Annotated in this window: 16 protein-coding genes and 1 pseudogene; 11 read left to right on the top strand and 6 right to left on the bottom strand. The window is 39.5% G+C overall.

Annotated features, from left to right (window positions below):
* Window positions 1-39 precede the first annotated feature (39 nt).
* The 4 genes and pseudogenes from B9Y89_RS04895 (at window position 40) to B9Y89_RS19550 (ending at window position 6,754) form a co-directional block, all read left to right on the top strand.
* Window positions 40-1,983: a TPR domain-containing glycosyltransferase gene (locus B9Y89_RS04895; protein ID WP_176222104.1), complete on the top strand. Its 1,944-nt coding sequence runs from the start codon at window positions 40-42 to the stop codon at window positions 1,981-1,983.
* Window positions 1,980-3,863: a sulfotransferase gene (locus B9Y89_RS04890; protein WP_085522064.1), complete on the top strand. Its 1,884-nt coding sequence runs from the start codon at window positions 1,980-1,982 to the stop codon at window positions 3,861-3,863. Before B9Y89_RS04895 ends, B9Y89_RS04890 begins: the two co-directional genes overlap by 4 nt.
* A gap of 734 nt (window positions 3,864-4,597) precedes the next feature.
* Window positions 4,598-5,580: pseudogene (locus tag B9Y89_RS04885) on the top strand (IS3 family transposase).
* A gap of 1,069 nt (window positions 5,581-6,649) precedes the next feature.
* Complete coding sequence (locus B9Y89_RS19550; protein ID WP_369596722.1) at window positions 6,650-6,754, top strand: putative holin-like toxin; 105 nt, start codon at window positions 6,650-6,652, stop codon at window positions 6,752-6,754.
* Between the two features lie 552 nt (window positions 6,755-7,306).
* Here B9Y89_RS19550 and B9Y89_RS04875 read toward each other — a convergent pair.
* Together B9Y89_RS04875 and B9Y89_RS04870 are read right to left on the bottom strand one after the other, a co-directional pair.
* Window positions 7,307-7,522: a hypothetical protein gene (locus B9Y89_RS04875; RefSeq protein ID WP_085522060.1), complete on the bottom strand. Its 216-nt coding sequence runs from the start codon at window positions 7,520-7,522 to the stop codon at window positions 7,307-7,309.
* 116 nt (window positions 7,523-7,638) lie between these two features.
* Window positions 7,639-8,757, bottom strand: a complete 1,119-nt coding sequence (locus B9Y89_RS04870) for a C40 family peptidase (protein ID WP_085522058.1) — start codon at window positions 8,755-8,757, stop codon at window positions 7,639-7,641.
* Between the two features lie 257 nt (window positions 8,758-9,014).
* On the opposite strand from B9Y89_RS04870, the gene B9Y89_RS04865 reads away from it, so the two are divergent.
* The 5 genes from B9Y89_RS04865 (at window position 9,015) to hpf (ending at window position 12,587) form a co-directional block, all read left to right on the top strand.
* Window positions 9,015-10,613, top strand: coding sequence for a flagellar hook-associated protein 2 (locus B9Y89_RS04865; RefSeq protein WP_085522056.1), 1,599 nt, complete (start codon window positions 9,015-9,017; stop codon window positions 10,611-10,613).
* Between the two features lie 33 nt (window positions 10,614-10,646).
* Window positions 10,647-11,048, top strand: coding sequence for a flagellar export chaperone FliS (gene fliS / locus B9Y89_RS04860; RefSeq protein ID WP_085522054.1), 402 nt, complete (start codon window positions 10,647-10,649; stop codon window positions 11,046-11,048).
* On the top strand, window positions 11,045-11,398 hold the full coding sequence (locus B9Y89_RS04855) for a flagellar protein FliT (RefSeq protein WP_085522052.1): 354 nt from the start codon (window positions 11,045-11,047) through the stop codon (window positions 11,396-11,398). The genes fliS and B9Y89_RS04855 overlap by 4 nt, the downstream gene beginning before the upstream one ends.
* Before the next feature lie 7 nt (window positions 11,399-11,405).
* Window positions 11,406-11,783 carry a DUF8042 domain-containing protein gene (locus B9Y89_RS04850; protein WP_085522050.1) on the top strand — a complete coding sequence of 126 codons (378 nt, stop codon included), beginning with the start codon at window positions 11,406-11,408 and terminating at the stop codon, window positions 11,781-11,783.
* A 237-nt stretch (window positions 11,784-12,020) separates the two neighbouring features.
* Window positions 12,021-12,587, top strand: a complete 567-nt coding sequence (gene hpf, locus B9Y89_RS04845; RefSeq protein ID WP_085522049.1) for a ribosome hibernation-promoting factor, HPF/YfiA family — start codon at window positions 12,021-12,023, stop codon at window positions 12,585-12,587.
* Between the two features lie 140 nt (window positions 12,588-12,727).
* Here the strand turns inward: hpf and B9Y89_RS19545 are convergent, their stop codons facing one another.
* Entirely contained in the window at window positions 12,728-12,805 is a 78-nt protein-coding gene (locus B9Y89_RS19545) for a putative holin-like toxin (protein WP_369596721.1), read from the bottom strand.
* A 398-nt stretch (window positions 12,806-13,203) separates the two neighbouring features.
* On the opposite strand from B9Y89_RS19545, the gene B9Y89_RS04840 reads away from it, so the two are divergent.
* Window positions 13,204-15,144, top strand: coding sequence for an AMP-binding protein (locus B9Y89_RS04840; protein ID WP_085522047.1), 1,941 nt, complete (start codon window positions 13,204-13,206; stop codon window positions 15,142-15,144).
* A gap of 192 nt (window positions 15,145-15,336) precedes the next feature.
* Window positions 15,337-15,912 (top strand): CBO0543 family protein, encoded by a 576-nt coding sequence (locus B9Y89_RS04835; RefSeq protein WP_085522045.1) that lies wholly within the window; start codon window positions 15,337-15,339, stop codon window positions 15,910-15,912.
* A gap of 151 nt (window positions 15,913-16,063) precedes the next feature.
* Here the strand turns inward: B9Y89_RS04835 and B9Y89_RS04830 are convergent, their stop codons facing one another.
* The 3 genes from B9Y89_RS04830 to B9Y89_RS04820 form a co-directional block, all read right to left on the bottom strand.
* Window positions 16,064-17,515 carry a carbon starvation CstA family protein gene (locus tag B9Y89_RS04830; protein ID WP_085522043.1) on the bottom strand — a complete coding sequence of 484 codons (1,452 nt, stop codon included), beginning with the start codon at window positions 17,513-17,515 and terminating at the stop codon, window positions 16,064-16,066.
* 137 nt (window positions 17,516-17,652) lie between these two features.
* On the bottom strand, window positions 17,653-18,372 hold the full coding sequence (locus tag B9Y89_RS04825; RefSeq protein ID WP_085522041.1) for a LytR/AlgR family response regulator transcription factor: 720 nt from the start codon (window positions 18,370-18,372) through the stop codon (window positions 17,653-17,655).
* Entirely contained in the window at window positions 18,369-20,117 is a 1,749-nt protein-coding gene (locus B9Y89_RS04820) for a sensor histidine kinase (protein ID WP_085522040.1), read from the bottom strand. Before B9Y89_RS04820 ends, B9Y89_RS04825 begins: the two co-directional genes overlap by 4 nt.
* Between the last annotated feature and the right edge of the window lie 92 nt (window positions 20,118-20,209).

Below are 20,209 nucleotides of genomic sequence, written 5' to 3'. Positions count from 1 at the left end.
TTTAGTTATATATAATTAAAAATGAAAGGGAAATTTAGAATGAGGGTAACTGCATGTGTTATCACAAAAAATGAAGAAAAGAATTTATCATTTTGTTTAGATAGCCTTCAATCTAGTGTATCGGAAATAATAGTGGTTGATACAGGATCAACTGATAACACCATTCAAATGGCAAGAAAGTACAACGCAAAAATTTACTTTTTTGAATGGATTGATCATTTTGCTAAAGCAAGAAATTTTGCCCTTTCAAAAGCAACGGGAGATTGGATTATTTTCTTGGATGCGGATGAATATATCACAAAAGATAGCTTGCAGTATTTTGGACAAATTTTAAGGGAGGCTCAAAGCCAAAAATGCAATCTGATTTTTAGCCTTCTTACAAATTACGATAAGGATAGACGGGTATTTCAAAATACATTACCTGCCATTCGAATATTTAAAAACGACTCTGATATAAAATATAAAGGGGCAATTCATGAATATGTTTATCATAGAAAAGCGAAAGCCAAAAGTCTTAATGCAACTAAATACATTAAAATTATTCATACTGGTTATTCGAGTTCAGCACGCCTTGAAAAAAACAAAGGTGAGCGAAATTTAAAGCTATTATTAGAGGAATTAAATAAAAAACCAGATGATAGTGATTTGTGTTTTTATATTTCTGAAGCTTATATGATGAATAATAACTTGGAAAAAGCATTAGATTACGCTTACCTTGTTAACAAATATTGTAACTCTAAAAATATCGGTATTTATGAAAAAAATTATTTAAACATAATTGGAATCAAATTAAATCTAAAGTTCTCCAAAAGTGAAGTTTGGGATACTCTTAGGGAGGCATTAGAAAACAAACCTGATTTCCCTGACTTTCATTTCCGTGCCGGAGAACTGTTAATGAAAGACTATCATTACCATGATGCCATCCAATCATTCGAGACTGGTATTCAATATCTAGATAATGTGTTGAATTCACAGTCAAGTGCACATTTACATTTAGATACTGTCTTTAAGTCTCTGGGTGACCTATACTATGAAATTAATAATCTCCATAAAAGTGTGAGTAACTACGTTGAGTCCTTAAAACAAAACAAATTTCAGTTTTCGTCCTTAAAAAAATTATTGCACATCCTAGGTAAACGTGAAAAAGAAGATGACATCATTTCATTCGTTGAACAAGTTTACAATTTAAAAAATCAAAAAGAGACTTTATATTTAATAAAAGCGGCGTTGTCTATAAGTAATCCTTTACTTGCTGAATATTACATTAGTCAATTTGGTGTAGCTGGGGGTGGTTACTTAAAAAAGGAAAAAGCTTTTTTAAAGCTGTTAAAAAGGGATTATGAAGTTGCCGCAGAATCGTTCAAACAATTGTATGTTGAAAATTATAACAATGAATATGCAATTTATGGTATTATAGCATCTCAGCAATCGAAAAATCCACAATTATTAGAGAATTATTCTTTGATTACCAACCCTTCACTAAAGAGATATATTGAATATAGTCTTTATAAAAATAATCAGTTGCTTTCCATAGATAAAAAAGAAATATTAAATATTATCAATAAATATTTGCAGATGAGTAAAAATAATATTGATTCGTTTTCGGAAGTTATTTCGGAATTAAACATATATAAAGAAGTCGCAGATCTTTTGTTCCACTATGAAAATTATAATTCAGCTGTTGAATACTATAATCAATACTTGAAAGAGCATGATAATTTACCGGAGAATGTTATAGGTGAAGTATTAATAAAAATGGGAAAAAGCCTATACAAAGAAAAGCAGTATGATTTAGCGTTAGACTTTTTTAAAGACGCCCAAAATATTGTGCCAAATGACTATAGAGTTTACGAAATATCAATAATGGTATGTCTGCAAAACAATTATTTTGATAAACTCAAGGAGATTACTCAGAAAGCATCTGTTTACTTTCCTAAATCTAATTTTGTATCCAATCATTTAAAGGATGTTAGTACACTATGAGTGAATTAAAAAAAATTTTATACCTTGGAGTATCCGATCTAGGTAAGTCAAATGTTGAATGGTATTATTATGTTTTTAAAGAGTCTTTTTATCGTTTTCTGCAAGATAAACGTATAAATGCTCAAATAAATATAGATTTATACATTATTCAAGAAAATTATGATTTTGATATTGAAAAATATGATTTGATTATAATAGGTTCAGGCCCGTATTTTGGTTTAAATGAAATTTTGAATATATATCATAGAGCAGCGAATTTCAATATTCCAATCGTATCTTGGTGTACAGGATTTGGCTCGACAGATAAGATTGAAGAACAAAGTAATGAATTAAGTGAGCTTTTATTAGATCTAAATGCTGTTTCAGTTAGAGATTACAAAACTAAAAATCATGTTGTTTCTTTAGTAGAGAGTAGAAATAAAGACATTTGGACTTTGGCCAATCCCTTGTTTTTATCCAGAGATTCTATAGAAATACAAAAGAATGAATCAGAGGACATATTAGTTAATATTGATCAACAATTAGACGAACATACCGAAGAACAGTTTGAAATAGCTATACAAATTTTATTGAATAAAGGTTATTTAATTACTCTTAACCCGCTAAACTTAAAGGCACGAAAATACATTAAGTTTTTCGGTGAGAAATTCACCGAAGATCGTTTATCGATAATTGAAGAAACAAGCAGTTTGAACCGACTAAAGCGATTAATAAATCAATCTTTGTTAACCATTAATACAGATAATGATGTAAGTGTATTGTCAGCTTCCGTTGGTAAGCCTTTTATTTCAATTTGTAAAGATGACAATATAAAGGAGTTTGCGGACTACATTGGTTTTCAAAAGTTAGTCCATTCAAATGAGCAATTACATGCTGGATTAATATTACAAAATGTTGATGACATTCAATCAAATTATTGTCAAATGTTGAAACAAATTAAAAAAGTGAAAAATAGTTATTCATTTGACACTATTTATGAGGAAATGATCAACATATTGGGTCTTAAAGAGATGTGTAAAGAATCTCGAATTGAAATTAATGAAAGCCTTGCAGGATCTATTCCGGAACATTACAGTGGAAAAGAAGAATCACCAATTTTTGTTGGTGGTGCGGGTCGTTCGGGTACAACGTTATTAAGAGTGATGCTTAATGCACATCCAAACCTTTGTTCAGGTCCAGAGTTGAAATTGTTGCCAATGATCTCCGATTTATATAACCAAACGAATCAGCTAACCTCAATTATGCATTCATACCATTTAGAAAAAAGTGATATTAATGATATATACGCTACCTTTGTCAGTGGCTTCTTTCGGAAATTCAAAAATTGGTCAAAAGCGGATAGAATTATAGAGAAAACCCCTCACAATGTATTAATCATGAAAGAACTTGCCAATATCTTTCCCAAGGCAAAGTTTATTCATGTTGTTAGGGATGGTAGAGATGTTGCATCATCTTTAGTAGAGATGAATTGGCGGGATTTTCAAGGAAAACCTCTCTGGTATGTTCAAAATATCAAAAATGCGGCCAAATACTGGGCTCAAGTTGTTAATAAGGCTATAAATGATTCTAATCATCCGCAATTGAGAGATAATGTTTTGACTATTAAATATGAAGACTTGATAAATCAACCAGAACAAATCATACAAACTGTCCTAAACTTTATTGGTGAGCCATGGTCCCCTGAAGTTCTAAATTATGATCAAGTTGACCGAGGCTATGAACCAGAAGAATCCAGTACAAAACAGGTGTCTAAGAAGTTATATACAAAATCCAAGAATAGATGGGAAAAACAACTTTCGCAGCAAGATAAGGAAAACTTCAAGCAAATTGGGGGGCAATTACTAGTCGAATTAGGTTATGTGAAAACGTTTGATTGGTAGTAATATAATGGATACATTAATGAAATAGTCTTAGAGGTGGCATCTTGGAAAAAATCTTATCACAGTTCAGGAAATGTTTTCTCGGTCCCCCTGGTAACGTTACCTGACAATGATAAGACTTATTTAAGAGCATACTTTTAAATATACACAGATACCCTTATATAAGAAGAATAGATAAACATAAGTTTTACTATCAACTATTACTGATTCATGGTCATTTGGTGTTAAAATTCAACATTTGGCTAAAAAACCGCTATGTCTTGGCAAACCTTTTCAGCAGACCTACATCAAGAAATGGAGGAAATAGCGAGTAAAATCCAATATTGATTTGTCACTGTTATATTTATGGGTTTATACCAAGCGTTGTCGATGCTTGAACCGTCAGGAAGTCTTCAGCGAATCCATGATTCCATTCCACAGAATAAAAATCAAACCTATAGTATACGGCAGCACGTTTTTGATAGGTGCAAAGATAGCACAATCAGTTATGTCAACCGTCAGTTGAATATTAGCTACAAAACAATTAACGGATTTATTATGATATCGCTAACCAAACACTTATAGAGACAGAACTTTTAAGTGTAGTTGGTATTGATGATAATCGGATAGAAATGGGTGTCGATCGTCGAGCTCTAAAATGTACCCTATAGAGTAGACACTAAAAAAAGAGTCTACCCTATGGGGTACTTTTATGTATAATGAAGAAAAACACTGGGATGAGGAAATGATTGACGATGAGTAATATGTTATTGAGGGATAAAGAAATAAAGCAGTTAGCTGCTAATCCATTTGTGAAGTCAGTTAGTGAAAAAGGAATCACCTATACAGACGCATTTAAGCGTAAACTTATAATATAACGTGAAAATGGGAAATTACCTAGACAGATTTTCGAAGAATCAGGCTTCAATATAGATATTATCGGTAAGAAACGCATGGAAATGGCTGCTTATCGTTGGCGTGTTGCCTACAAAGAGTCTGGAATAAATGGACTTCAAGATACACGTAAAGGTAACTCTGGAAGACCAAGTGAGACAAATTAAAATGACATTAAAAGGTCATTTTAAAATCATTTATAACCTAAAACGGATCCGTAGAATCATGAAGAAATACAATATTATCTGTCCAATTAGAAAAGCAAATCCATATCGAAGAATGGCTAAAGCAACAAAGGAACACACTGTATTACCTAATTTATTAAACCAACAATTTAAGCAGGATAAGCCTGGGAAGGTGTTGCTTACAGATATTACTTATTTATTTTATGGCAAAGGTAAAAAAGCTTACCTGTCCACTATTAAAGACGGCTCGACTAACGAAATACTAGCCTACAACGTTTCTGACCGTATTACATTAGATATGGCGACAGATACGTTATATAAGTTGAAAAATAATAGAAGAATAAAGTTAGCAAATTGGATCCTTTATTCATTCGGATCAAGGTTTTCATTATACTAACCCCACTTTTCAAAAGTTAGTTAAGAAATACGGTATAGGACAATCGATGTCAAGACGAGGGAACTGTTGGGATAATGCCCCTCAGGAATCCTTTTTTGGACATTTTAAGGATGAGGCATTTATTAAACCTTGCGAAACACTGAAACAGTTGAAAAGAGAAATCAAATCATATATGACCTATTACAATGATTATAGATATCAATGGCATTTAAAAAAGATGACCCCTGTTCAATACAGGAATCATCTTCTAAATGTAGCATAACTCTTTTTTTAATGTCATTTACAAAGGGTACATTTTACTCTGGGTCACTCTTCTGTTTTACCTCCTAGAACCATTCGCACAATAGTCATGAGCTGTCAAACAGCGATATTTCAAGGCTTTCAAAATATCATGTGGTTCAAATGGTTGGAAGCCAGTTATGAACAGCCAGTTTTCATCATTTGGGAATTTAATATATTAGAATATTCATGCACTTTTATGCTAGGACAAGGGGACCAATCAAAGCGTATTTGATTTTATCTGTGAACACTTTAGAGTTCATGTGAAACTGGAGTTATGGCCAAAGACAACGAGATACAGACCTTCTTCATCTCGTGGCATGATAAGCTGCTTCCGTTCAAGCGTCAAGGACGCCCTTGACCCTCTCACTTTAGAAGCTAGGTGATTGGCATGAACAAGGGAAGAAAATGGGTTATTAAAAGCATTGGAAATGTGTGAGTGACACAAAAAATGACGAAGAGCCGTTATTTTAAAAATAAGGTGGGTACAAATTGAGAGGTACCTATTATTATAATAAATTTACATTAATAAGAATAGGTAGTAGTTATTGCTTTTTGTGGAATACTGGATAAGGGCTTTTGCAAATAGTGTTAGTACAGTATCCGTATTGTATACCAAAAGAAATATACCCTATAATTTTAATTCTGTTCCCACAAAGAGGACAGTTTATCTGGGTCTTTGTCATAATCATCACCTCTTTTCTTGATACTATTATACAAAAAATATATTAAATAAGAAAATTTACTCATTGTATTTCTCAGAATATGAGAGCTTGTTTTATGATGGGAAACTTTTGTTTTCTATTTTATTTATTGATTTTCAAAAGATATCAAATTGTTTTGAGTCTTAAAAGAGCATGTTTATATGTTTAATTAAATGAATTTCAGTATTAGAAATATGAAATCCATACTAAAAAAAAAGTTACAGTACTACGGTAGCTTGGTAGTTTCAAAGCTTCACCTCTATTTTTGAATAGTTAAAAAATTCATGAAATAAGAAGAGGGCAGGTTAAGCAAAGCAAGATCTATGACGCAGGGTAGGCAGTGATCATCTGACAGTATATCATACCATGAACTTAATGATCAGTTTTGGTCTTTTAGTTGCCACGGTAATTGCTGTCTCACAAAAAAAAGAAATAGACCCCTGCATTATTTAGGCTGAGTAGGGAAGGCTATTTCTTTCTGAATCGGCAACCGCACTTCATGCGGTTAGCTGCTATAGAACATCGGTTGCCGCCGATGTTCTTTTTAAAATTCATTATAGGCATCAAAGAACCAAAAATCAAGTTATATAATTTTGGATTTGCTACATTATTTAACTTAGTATTAATAATAAAAAGTGACCTCAAATAGAGATCACTTTTTATTGTGGACTGTACTATAATATTTTATTCTTAAGACCATATCAATAGGGAAACCAATGAGAAACCAAACTATTGATATCCAATAGGTTCCGGGAAAAGGATCCAAATCAATATTTAAGGTAATCCCATACTTTGTTATAGTAGTTACGATTGCCCCTATGACTGGCATAATCCATAACAATATAGAGTATGTGATTTTTTCACTTCTTTGGACTTTTATAGACATTTCAAATCACCTACTTTTCCCCATACAGGAATGGCTCCTCTTTTGGTTGAATCAATTTCATCATTGCTTATATTTATACTTGATCTGAACAATCCAAAGGTCTATTGTATTAATGTTTGTCAATTCAGCACGTTAACATCGTTGATTGGAACGGCAGGCGGCGACTCCTGCGGGAATAGCATGAGTCTTGAGACCCCGCAGTGCGAAGCATGAGGAGGCTCAAGCCATGCCCGCGGAAAGCGTCCGCCTAGAGTGGAAATCAACAGGCCAAGCACACTGACAAATGTTTGGATTTTCTGCTTTAGTTTTGAATGATGGAATCGATTCGGTTGCATAAAAAATACCTCCTAGTAGTCCTTGAAACGGATTAAACTATAAATCGTAAAAACCGTTTCTTTTTTTGTCTACTTAGGAGGTACCATATAAACCTCGGTCTGCTTTTCCAATTCCATTAGAAGAATCGTTTGTAGCTATCGAAGTGTTTACTCCAGTATGGGTTGTCTAAGTTGGAAATCATGACGCCGTCAGAACTAGCGTGGATGAATTCGTTATTCCCAATGTAGATCCCCATGTGAGAAATACCACTTTCATAAGTGTCTTCAAAAAACACAAGGTCACCTTTTTTCGGTGCGTTCACATAGAAGGAGCGGTTGTAATAGCCATCACTGGAGGTACGTCTGATATCTTTCCCGGCTTTAGTGTAGATGTAGTGGATGAATCCGCTGCAGTCGAACCCGCTTGGCGAAGCGCCGCCCCATGCGTATCCCGTACCAACTTGCTCTTTCGCATCGCTAATAAGTGAATTGACGTTATAGTCTGCATGAGCAGAAGTTTGTTCAATATTTGAAGCCCCGTCATCATTTGAAGCACTGCTATTTGAAGAACCGCTATTTGAAGTACTGTCATCAGATTCGGAAGTCGTTCCGTTTAATGTTAAGGACTGTCCAACGAGAATCAAATCTGAAGATAGATTGTTCCATTGCTTTAGATCACCGACAGAGACGTTATGTTTTTGTGCGATGTAGGATAAGGTATCTCCAGACTTGACAGTATAAGCGGATGATGAGCTGTCAGTTGACTCAGGAGTATCGGGATGAACTGGTTCAGTTTCACTTGAGTCAGAGCTTGTCTCTGGTTGAGAAACTTTAAAAACATCGCCAGGATGAATCAGACTGGAGCTTATATTATTCCAGTCCATAAGGTCTTGTAGAGAAATGTGATGTTCGGCAGCGATGCCGCTTAACGTATCACCGGATTTGACTGTATATGTACTCATGTTCTTAGCACCAGATGATTGAGAATCAGATGAACTACTGGAACTCGAAGGACTAGCGCTAGAGGATGAACCTTTACTCGTTTGGATCATTTGATCAGGATAAATGATCGTGCTGTTAAGGTCGTTAATCGATTTTAAAACGGCAACACTCGTATGATATTGTTGAGCAATGTTCCAAAGGGAGTCCCCTTTTTTAACCTTATAGGAAGCTGCTTCCGCGTCCGTGTGCATGGCCAAAGATGTGGCAATAACAGCAGTAGCCGTAACCGACATGACCGTTTTTTTCATATACATTCTCCCTTGTATTATTAATACGAAATTTCTTGTATTATAGCATATTGTGTTGGAAGATTTGGCCATATTCATGTAAATGTAATGTGATTTTAATATATTAATAGATTGGATTTAGATTATCCTATTTAACTTCTCGCATATTCCTTCAATCTATTTCTTCAAAAAGTCTAAACCATTCTTTATTCCAGCCGATAATAATAGTAGAAAGCATTTCGGATCAATTGTTGGTGAAAGTATATAAAGAGGTGAACAGTAAAATGGTAGCCGGTATGGGTAGTATGGGCGGTGGTGACCGCACGCGGATGTTTGGTATGGCCAGCGGTATGGATGTCGATCAAATGGTCGATAAATTAATGAAAGCCGAAAAAATGCCGCTGCAAACAATGAAACAGGACAAGCAAGTCATGGAATGGCGCCGTGATGAATATCGGGATATGAATAAGCTGATGACAGAACTGAAAGACACGACCTTTGATATGTCGCTGGAGCGGAGCTATCTGACAAAAACAACGACATCATCGAATGAAAGTCTCGTAACGGCCTCGGCGAGCACGAATGCCTCAGATACAAGCTATACGATTGCTAACGTGACAAAGGCCACGGCGGCGTATAACAGCAGTGCGAGTTCGATTTCGGGATCACAAGACGACAAAATTGATCTCACGGCGAGTTTATCATCACAAAAAGATAAGTTTGATCAACCCCTAACTTTTGATAGTGATGGAACGTTCAGTTTTGACGTCACGACGTATAATGATGATGGTGAAAATTCAAAAATATTCACGTTTGAGGGTTCTGATTCGTTGAATGATGTCCTCAAGACCGTTAACAATTCGGATCTGGATGTCAATATGTTCTATGACACTGCCTCAGATAAAGTTTCCATCACACGAACGAAAACGGGTAATTTCCATGGTGGTGCACCGAGCTCTGGAAGTATTGGGGCCGATGCTAATACATCAGCTGCAGGGGATGCTGAAATACAGTTTACCGGATTTATGAAAGAGCAATTAAAATTAGATGGATCGAATGAACAAAGTGGAAGCGATGCTGCTTTTACGATTAACGGTTTGGAAACAACGAATCACAAAAATAACTTCACAGTTGATGGTATGACATTTAATCTTAAGCAAAATTTTACCGCACCTGTCTCGGTGTCATCTTCAACGGATGTGGACGCAGTTTTTAATAAAGTGAAAGACTGGGTCGATAAATATAATGAAGTGATTGAGAAGGTCAATGACAAAACCTCAGAAAAGCGGTATCGCAATTACAAACCATTAACGGACAAGCAACAAGAGGAAATGACGGATCGTGAAATTGAATTATGGATGGAGAAAGCCAAAAGTGGGATGTTATCTCAGGACCATATTCTTTCCAGTGGGTTAACGAAAATGCGCATGGATTTATATAGTGAAGTGTCTGGTACAAGTAACCCGGACTACAATCAGTTGTCAGAGATTGGGATTCAAACATCGGATAATTACAGGGAGAATGGGAAGCTGATCTTAACGGAATCGAAGTTGAAAGCAGCGATTGCAGATGATCCCAACGCGGTCATGGAACTCTTTACGAATCACAGCGAAAATAGCGACGAACAAGGTATTATGCAGCGGATGGATGAGACCATAAGTAACACCACGGCGCAAATCGAAAATAAAGCGGGCAACACAGGAATGGAAACCAGTCAATTTTCCATCGGCAAGCGCCTGGAAGATATGAATGAGCGTATCGATGATTTCCAGGATCATCTTACGGACGTCCAAGACCGGTATTACCGTCAATTCACCGCTATGGAGCAAGCGATCCAACGGGCCAACCAACAATCGGCTTATATCTCACAGAACTTTAGTTAAAAAGTGAATGATTGAACACAGGAGGATAATCCAATGGTTACTGCAAATCCTTATCAAGCCTATCAAAAAAATTCAGTGGACACTGCATCACCAGGCGAACTGACGCTCATGTTATACAACGGTTGCTTGAAATTTATTCGCCAAGGTCAAGAAGCGATCAAGAATGAAGACTTGGAAAATAAAAATACGGCTTTGCAAAAGGCACAACGCATCATTCAGGAACTGATGACAACGATGGATATGAAAGTCCCGATTTCACAGGAGATTATGCCGCTCTATGACTATATCAATCGGCGTTTAATTGAAGCTAATATGCAAAGTGATCAAGAGATTTTGAATGAGGTGGCGGAGCTCGTTACAGAATTTCGCGATACTTGGAGACAAGTCATCCAAATTACCCGTAAGCAGCAACACGGACAGGGTGGACAGGCATGACATTGACAGCCAAAGACCTTTATCAAAAATCTGTGGACATGCTCGCACATCTGAAGACTTATTCCACAACGTGCGAATCGCGCGACGTCTTTATTGAGCAGCTCAATCAATTCATTGATGAGCGCGATCAAATCATTCATCATTTACCGGCATCAGAGGCAAGTTCTAATAACCAATGGGCGGCCTATTTAGTTGATACCGATCGTGATATCCGTCGGTACATGAATGACGTGATGGCTGATATTCAGAGCGACCGTCAAGTATTGAAACAAAAGAAGCATAAGAACAAAAGTTATGCTCATCCATTTGGTATTTCCAAGGATGGCATGTTTTTGGATCAAAGAAAGTAGGGAAACTATGCCGATAACCGAAGAGCAACTCACTGTGTTACATCAATATCAAGACCTTATTAATACAGTAGAGCAGGCATTTATATATATTAAGAATCGAGCGTTCGATGATCAGATGGACGCTGCCAGGCAAATGCTGCCGGACATCATGGCAGCGTTAATGCAAATCAATCAATCTCATCAACTATTATCAGACTGGTTTGAGTCCAATGAAGCTCTCCAAACCGCTATCACTACATTCAACAACTTCGTCAGTCGGCTGAATCAGGCATCCGGCGTACAACCGGAAATTTTACACGAACGCGTCTTATCGGAATTGTCGCCTAGGTTCCTGTCCTGGAAGCGAAATGTTGAGGCGCAATTGATCAGCTATACACAGCAATAGTTAGGTGAAACATTTTTTATATCAACGTTCCTAACTAGGTTTGAGGTTGAATAGAAACGGGAATTCTATGAATGTGGACACGTTGAATTAGTGAAAATGGCTGTAAGGAGGGAATTATGAACGTTAACTGAGGGAAACTCCACTGTATGAATGGAAGGTTCAGAAAAATTATAACTTTTGCAGGGATAATCAGAAGCTCTGGAGAATACATATGTAATTCGAAAGGAGGAGTTCTCTATGAACTATAATATTCGTGGTGAGAACTTTGAGGTGACTGAAGCACTGAAGGATTACGTAGATCGGAAGCTTGGAAAGCTCGAAAAGTATTTTGATGAGCCAATCACAACCGAGATTCGTGTGAACATGGAAGTACACAATAACGATCGCGTTATTGAGGTCACCATCCCGATGCAAGAACTTCTCTTAAGAGCCGAGGATACACATACAGATATGTATGCAGCCATTGATCTCGTTACAGAAAAACTAGAGCGGCAAATCCGCAAATATAAAACAAAAGTCAATCGCAAGTTTCGTCAAAGCGGCCGTCCAAAACAATGGCGCGATGCCATGACTGAGGGCAGCCTGGCTACAGCCACTGAGGTGGTTGAAGAAGAGGAATCAGAATTCGAAGTGGTTCGTAACAAACGTTTTGATTTCAAGCCCATGAATGTTGACGAAGCCATTTTACAAATGAACATGCTTGGACACACGTTCTTCGTCTTCAATAATGATGAAACAAATGACATCAGCGTGGTTTACAAGCGTAAGGACGGTAAATACGGTTTAATTGAGCAAGAATCATAAAATAAAAGTGCGCCGGATGAATGGTTTGATTTGTCCGGCGCTTTTTTCTTTGCTGGACACTGAAATCACGAAGCGGTGTCCATAAAATGCAATTTTGCCCGATCATCTACTATTCCTTCCTTTCTAAAGGCACCGCGACACTATTCGGACTGATTCATGATATGGACAACTAGAATACCGAATTTAATCATGAGCATTAGCGCTTGGTAGACACTCATGAATATCGCCTCCTTTATAGAGACATACCCGAAAAATGGACTGACCTAACTATTATTATCCGAATTTTTAGAAATTAGTGTAAAAGTAATAGATTGCTTCCATGATATTATGGTTCAATCGTGGTGATTGTTACAAATTATGGGTACAAAAGCCTGCATTGCTTTTGCGTTAATCTTTATGATTAGGCTTAAAAAGCATGAATTTGTATGATATGCTTTGATAGATATCAATAAATAGCAAGCGCTTACATAGATATAGGCTGTTTTAAAAAAGTTGTTGATTTTTTAGATACGAATTGATGGTTGCTCGCGGAAAGCGAAGTGTATCCGGGTTGCGGTCCAAAAACAACCATTTATAAGCATAGAGCCTAGATATAAGAAAAGTAAGGAGGGGACATATGGCGGGGACGATTTATTTATCAACGTTTCAATCCATCAATGATGTCAAACATTTAAAAGATCATATGGCATCCGATGTGACATTTGCTATCGATCAGCATTTGCAGTCAAAGGTCGACCTTGATTCTGTGCTGACATATGACATCACACAGCCGAAGAGTCTGAAAAAGGTGCAGGAACATATTGAGAGTGGCTATTCGGTTGTGATGTTTCCAGAAAACCAACCGCGGGAATGGGAAACCCCAGGAAAGTATTATCCGGCGATATTTGCAAGTATTGCGCCTTATCTCGATCGCGTCAAACCGGTGATTGTAGAAAAAGGAAGCGTCACCTCAGAATTGCCGTTATGGCAGCCTGGTTCTGAGATCGCTGATGACAGTGATCAGTTGGCCCGGTCTTTCTATTTTTATATACAGGATCAGCGCTTCAAGCTACGGTACCGGCCTGGCAGTTATAATTTCTTTAATGAGTTGGTGGCCCAGGGCAAGGCCAATCCTAAGCGGACAGCGATGATGGACCAATCGTCGACGTTATCTTATCGTGACAGCTTGCTTCAGGTCTATGGTCTGGCCGAAGCATTACGACCGGTACTGAAAGAGCAGCGTGTCGGTTTACTGCTGCCAACATCGGTACCGCATGCGCTTGCGTTGTTCGGCTTATTTTATCTGCAAAAGACCCCGGTGATGCTTAATTTCACGATGGGAGAGACGACACTAACCGAATGCTGTGAAACGGCTGAGGTAGGGACAATCCTGACGTCGCGGGCGTTTATTAAGCAAGCCAATTTATCTTCGGTGGCATCAGGACTCGAGAAGCATGTGAAACTCGTCTATCTGGAAGATATTAAACAATCGATTACGACAACTCACAAGGTAAAAGCCGGCTATCTTTATGCGACAAAGGCGGGCGTGGACAACGTATCTGAACCGGAGTTGGTGTTATTCACGTCAGGCACTGATAGCCGGCCTAAAGGGGTTATCCTAACGCATAGTAACATCTATGCGAACATCACGCAGGCGCTGACCACTGTTGATATTGACGAGACGAATAAGGTTCTGAATGTCTTGCCGATGTTTCACAGCTTTGGATTGACGGCGGGAACGCTTATGCCGTTTGTGATGAACATACCGGTTTACCTTCATCCGTCCCCTTTAGATTATAAAGTGATCCCGGAGATTGTCTATCAACATCAGATCACGGTGTTTTTTGCGACATCGACGTTTTTAAACGGGTATGCTAAATATGCGGACTCACTTGACATGCGTTCTTTGCAGTTAGTTGTTGCCGGCGGGGAAAAATTAAAGGACGAAGTGTATAACCGATACTTGGAGCAATTCCAGGTGCAAATTTTTGAAGGTTACGGCATGACGGAATCGGCACCGATCATTGCGCTCGGTGCACCGCGTAATAATAAGCGGGGCACCGTGGGGCAGCTCTTGCCCGGCATACAGCACGAAATCCGACCGGTTGACGGGATCAAAGACGGCGGTTCATTGTTTGTAAAAGGGCCGAATATCATGAAAGGCTACCTCTTATACAATAAGGGCTTTGTCCCAGCTGAGGAATGGGTCGACACGGGTGATGTCGTACGCATTGATGATGAAGGTTACGTCCACATCATATCTAGGTTAAAACGGTTTGCTAAGATTGGCGGGGAAATGATTTCATTGACATTGGTCGAACAGTTGGCGATGGAATGCTTTGAATCGAGTGAAGTTGCAACGATTGCCGTTCCCGACCAACGCAAAGGGGAAAAAATCATTCTGTTCACAACGAACGCTGATCATGCGCTCAAAGACCTTAAGCAATATATTAAATCGGAAAAACATCCAGCGATTGTGATACCGAAGGAAATAGAAATCATTGATGACATTCCGGTCATGGGCAGCGGCAAAACCGATTATGGTGCTTTGAAGCAGATTTATCTCAATCGGAAATAAAAATGATAAGTGAGGAAACCCGCTGTGGTGTGCAGCGGGTTTCAATATGATCGGAATCCCTTTTTGCTAGACCCTGTTTGTTTAAAAATAACCGTTAATGTCATAGTTGAGATGAAAATTCAAATCAATGGAATACTTCTCGAGGCCTTGGTTAAATTATGAAAAGATGGTTAACTGAAAGGAGTTTTTTTATTGACAAGTGAGGAATTGAACCTTCTTGAAAACATTGCTTCACTACAGGAAAAATTGAGTCATACCCAAATTAACCATTGGCAGCAATATTCACATATCGGCACATGGCAATTCTGGTTCGGTGCTTGTCTGTTATTACTCCCCCTGATTATTCTGTATTTTCTGATTGACAGGAGTAAGATGATGTTATTAGGATTTTATGGGTTCAATATTCACGTTTGGTTTGGGTATTCAGATATATTTGGTGTTAGACAAGGACTTTGGCAATACCCTCACCAGCTAATTCCGTTTTTCCCATTTGCTCTTTCGTTAGATGCTTCATTGGTTCCGATTGTCTTTATGTTAGTTTACCAGTGGACGCTGAACCACAATAAAAATTTTTATATTTATTCAATCGGTGTGTCCCTGTTTTTTGCATTCATTTTTAAACCGTTTTTATCTAGTATTCACTTATTCCGTTTTGGTGATGGAGCCAATTACTTAACCCTTTTTTTTGGTTACCTAGGGGTATTTTTGTTTTCTAAAATCATCACCAATGTGTTTTTGTATATGCGGGAGAAACCGGCTAATGGGTAGGCGTTACACAAGTGGGTAGGAAATTCGGTAACCAAAACTAGAACTCGCTCATTTTTAACGCGAACGTACTCTCATTGGAGAGTGCTTACTCAGTGCAGCTCATAAGAAACCCCCAGGCCTTCATACAGCCTGGGGTGTCTTATGTCTTACATCAACCTGCTTTGTTGTAGCCCGTTTCCATTTCTACATCGATCGGGAAAGCTGGCTCACGGAAGCGTCGGACTCGCATCGTGAACAGTGCTATCACAATGACAGTACCTAGGGCTGCTAGAATGTAACTGATCGTCATAGGTAAACCAAAGCCGATGGGGGCATAAGCAATGTACGTAAATGTTGCAAAGGTCATGAACGTTGCTGGAAGCAAGGCGATCCAGTAATTGCGATGACCGAGAATGAGGTACATTGCGCCGACCCAAAGGGCGATCATGGCCGTGGATTGATTGGCCCATGAAAAATAGCGCCAGAGAATGTTAAAATCGATGCGCGTCAATACAAAGGAAATAACAAACAATGGGACAGCAATCCAGATACGGCTGCTCATTTTTCGTTGAGCAATCCGGAAGTAATCGGCGATTATCATCCGAACACTGCGGAACGAGGTGTCACCGGAAGTAATGGGTAGAACAATGACCCCAAGGACGGCGATTGTACCACCGACAGCTCCGAGCATTTCCTTGGCAACTGCGCTGACAACGGCAGCCGGTCCGCCTTGATCAGTAATGGCTGCTAATTCTTGACCGCTAAACAGACTCATGGCCGCTGCGGCCCAAATCATTGCGATAATACCTTCCGCAATCATCATCCCGTAGAAAATGAAACGTCCATTTTTCTCATATTGCGTCGTACGGGAAATGATCGGCGTTTGTGTTGCATGGAAGCCTGATAAAGCCCCGCACGAAATCGTTAAAAATAGCAATGGAAAAATCGGTGCGTCTTTCGGATGCATGTTGGCCAAGCTGATTTCTGGGATCGGTGCTCCCGTAGCGACAAGGCCCACTCCAATACCAATAGCGCTAATCAGGAGTAATGCCCCTAGAATCGGATAGACTTTACCGATGATTTTATCAATCGGAAGAAGGGTTGCGATAATATAATAAACGAAAATCGCTAGTACGATCAGTGAAAGTCCGATCGTATGATTGGTTAAGTCACTCAGCAATGTTGCTGGTGCGGTCACAAAAACCGTCCCTGTTAATAGTAATAATAAAATAGTGAAAGCGTTGACAATATGTTTCATACTTTTACCTAGAAATTTACCAGCAAGCTGCGGCAGATGTGCCCCTCGATTACGGATCGAGATCATCCCGATCAAATAATCATGGACAGCGCCACCCAAGATACAACCGAACACAATCCACAAAAAGGCGACCGGACCATACAGGGCGCCAAGAATCGGACCGAAAATAGGACCGACGCCGGCGATGTTTAACAATTGGATAAGTGAATTTCGCTTTTTGCCCATGGGAAGATAATCAATATTATCTTGCTGGTCATAGGCAGGCGTTGTTCGGGTATCTTTTCTTTTAAAAATCTTTTCAACGATGGTCCCGTATGTGAAGTAACCTAGAATCAAAAGTAGAATCGAAACAATAAACGTTATCATGGGTGTCACCTCTAAATATAAAAGCGTTTTATGAATCCGTTTACATTATATCGTGTGAGAGTCTTAAGATTGCAGGTTTGTGTCCAAGATGTTGAAAGCGCTGTCTAAGAGGCGGAATAAGCGGGTTGACGTACAACCTACAATTCTAGTTGTTCTCGCAAACCTTTGACATAATTTCGGCTCACGGGGATGGATTCATCATAGCCGTATATTTTTAATTGATAGGCGCCGTTGAACCATGGACTGATTGCTTGAACGTGTTGTAAATTGACAAGAAAACTTTTATGAGTGCGGTAAAAAGGGTGTCCGCTCAATTTTTCTTCAAGGTCTTTCAAGGTGAGTTTTGAGTCAAACACCTGCTTCGATGTATGAATCTTGGTGTCGCGTTCTTCGCGATTGACAAATAAAATATCATTCGGATGGAGGTAATGAATCTTGTCACTCGTCTCAACCGCTAATTTCCCAGTGCGGTGACGGTTCTGTTTTTGGTCAAGTGGGTTCAGCCGCTGTTTGACGCGCTCAATGGTTTCGGCTAATTCTTCTTCTGCGAACGGTTTCAGCAAATAATCGATAGCATTCACGCGAAACGCATGGGCGGCGTAATCGGGATAGGCTGTCGCGAAGACAATCACTGGAGGATGTTTTAATTGATCTAATGTGCTAGCGAGATCCATCCCCGACAAACCACCCATCTCAATATCTATAAAAGTGAGCTGGGGCTGACGGCTGGTGATGAGTTCTAGAGCTTTTTCTCCGGAAGCGGCCTCAGCCACAATCTCGATGTCTGGATATTCGCTTAATAGATGCTTCAATTCTTCTCGAGCGTGGCGCTCGTCATCAATAATGATTGTTTTCATTGGATGCTGCCTCCTGCTGGGATGTAAAAATAAAAGGTCGTTCCTTCGCCGGTATGACTGTCAATGTGGAGCCGGGACTTTTCGCCGTACGTCATGACTAAGCGGCGGTTCACATTATATAAGCCAATCCCTGTACTGTTTTTAGAGTCGGCCGGCGCCCTTAGCAATTGCGACTTTAAGGTAGCGTCCATGCCCACACCATTATCTACAATTGCGATTTTTACCCAAGTTTGTTCATGGCTGATCACGATCGTTAGCATGCCATGGTCGGGCAGAGGTTTTAACCCATGTTTGATCGCATTTTCGACGAGTGGCTGCAAGGTTAACGGTGGAACCGTGGTATTAAGCGCTGCTTCATCCACATGATAATAGACGGTGAATTGATCGGCAAACCGGGCTTCCTCAATTTCTAAATAAGCTTTAACATGATTGAGTTCCTCTCGTAAACTTTCCTGTTCGCGGTGGGTTGTCGTTACATTTTGTCGGATGTAGCGCGATAGAGAAATCAGTAGACGCCGGGCTTTGTCCGGATCGGTTCGAACGAGCGACACAATGGTGTTGAGTGCGTTGAACAGAAAGTGGGGGCTGATTTGCGCCTGCAGCGCCTTAATTTCGGATTCACGCGCGAGCTTAATGTATTTTTCACTTTCAGCAATCTCAAGTTGTTGACCTAGCAAAACGGAAAGTCCCTTAACGAGCTCAATGGCCACCGTATTGATCTGTCGGTTGGAACGATAATAAAATTTCAGCGTTCCCACTGTTGTCTCCCTGATATTTAAAGGGGCAATCACAGCAGCGCCTAGTGGACAATCAGGCTTGTCGCATTGAATATCTTGTTTTGACACAATCATCAGTTGACCCGTTTGAATAACGTCCTTTGTGGCCGCTGTCTGAATGGGATCCTGGGCACGGTGATGGTCATCAGCTAAACCAACGTGAGCGATAATGTGCGTTTGGTTGGTTAACGCGACGGCGGATGCGTGTGTTTCTTTTAATAATATCTCGCAGGTTTTCTTCCCTGTCGTCTCGTTCAAGCCTTCGCGCAGGTGCCGAATCGTCAAATCAGCCAAACGCAGGGCTTTTTGCGCCTGCAGCGCACCTGATTTTTCTTCTTCGCTGCGAACATTACGGATGATGACGACAAACAGAGCCGAGCCCAGGCCATTGGCAACAATCATCGGGATCCCAATTTGAACAACCAAATCTAAGGCTTGGTCAAACGGACGGGCTAATAATAAAATAATCGACATTTGTACAGTTTCAGCTGCTGCACCGGTGATCAAGGCTGATTTGATCGAAAGGGGATGATGTCGTTTGAGTCGCCGGTGGACCAGTCCGGCTAACAGCCCAGCGACAATGGCGGAAAAGCCACAGGCAAAGGCGGTGAATCCGCCGAGAAAATATCGGTGGACGCCAGCGATGAGTCCAGCGCCAAGACCGGGCCCAAGTCCGCCTAACAGCCCAGCCAACACAACGCCGATCACTCGCGAATTCGCTAATGCCTGATCATGTTGCAGCGTAAGTGTATAGCGTGAATACGTAAGGGCATTCGTATCAACGGTGAGCGCGGTATACGTGCCAATAATGCCAAACAGACCGAATAAAATGGTGAAAATCACTCGTTGCCGGCCGTTGATGGCTTGTTGGTTAATCAGTTGTTTGAACAGCGGGAGACGGGTCGCGACAAATGCAATAGATACAATGATCGCTAGCCGTTCCAACATGGAAAAAGTTAATGCCACCATCAGTCAACAGCCTTTCTTTGTTGAGCGAATTCTTGAAAATAGAGGTCATTCTCTTTCCTATTATAATCATTTTTTTCTATGAATACGAATGG

This window comes from Tuberibacillus sp. Marseille-P3662 (genome assembly GCF_900178005.1).
Lineage (GTDB): Bacteria > Bacillota > Bacilli > Bacillales > Sporolactobacillaceae > Marseille-P3662.
This window is presented reverse-complemented; position numbering and strand designations above follow the sequence as displayed.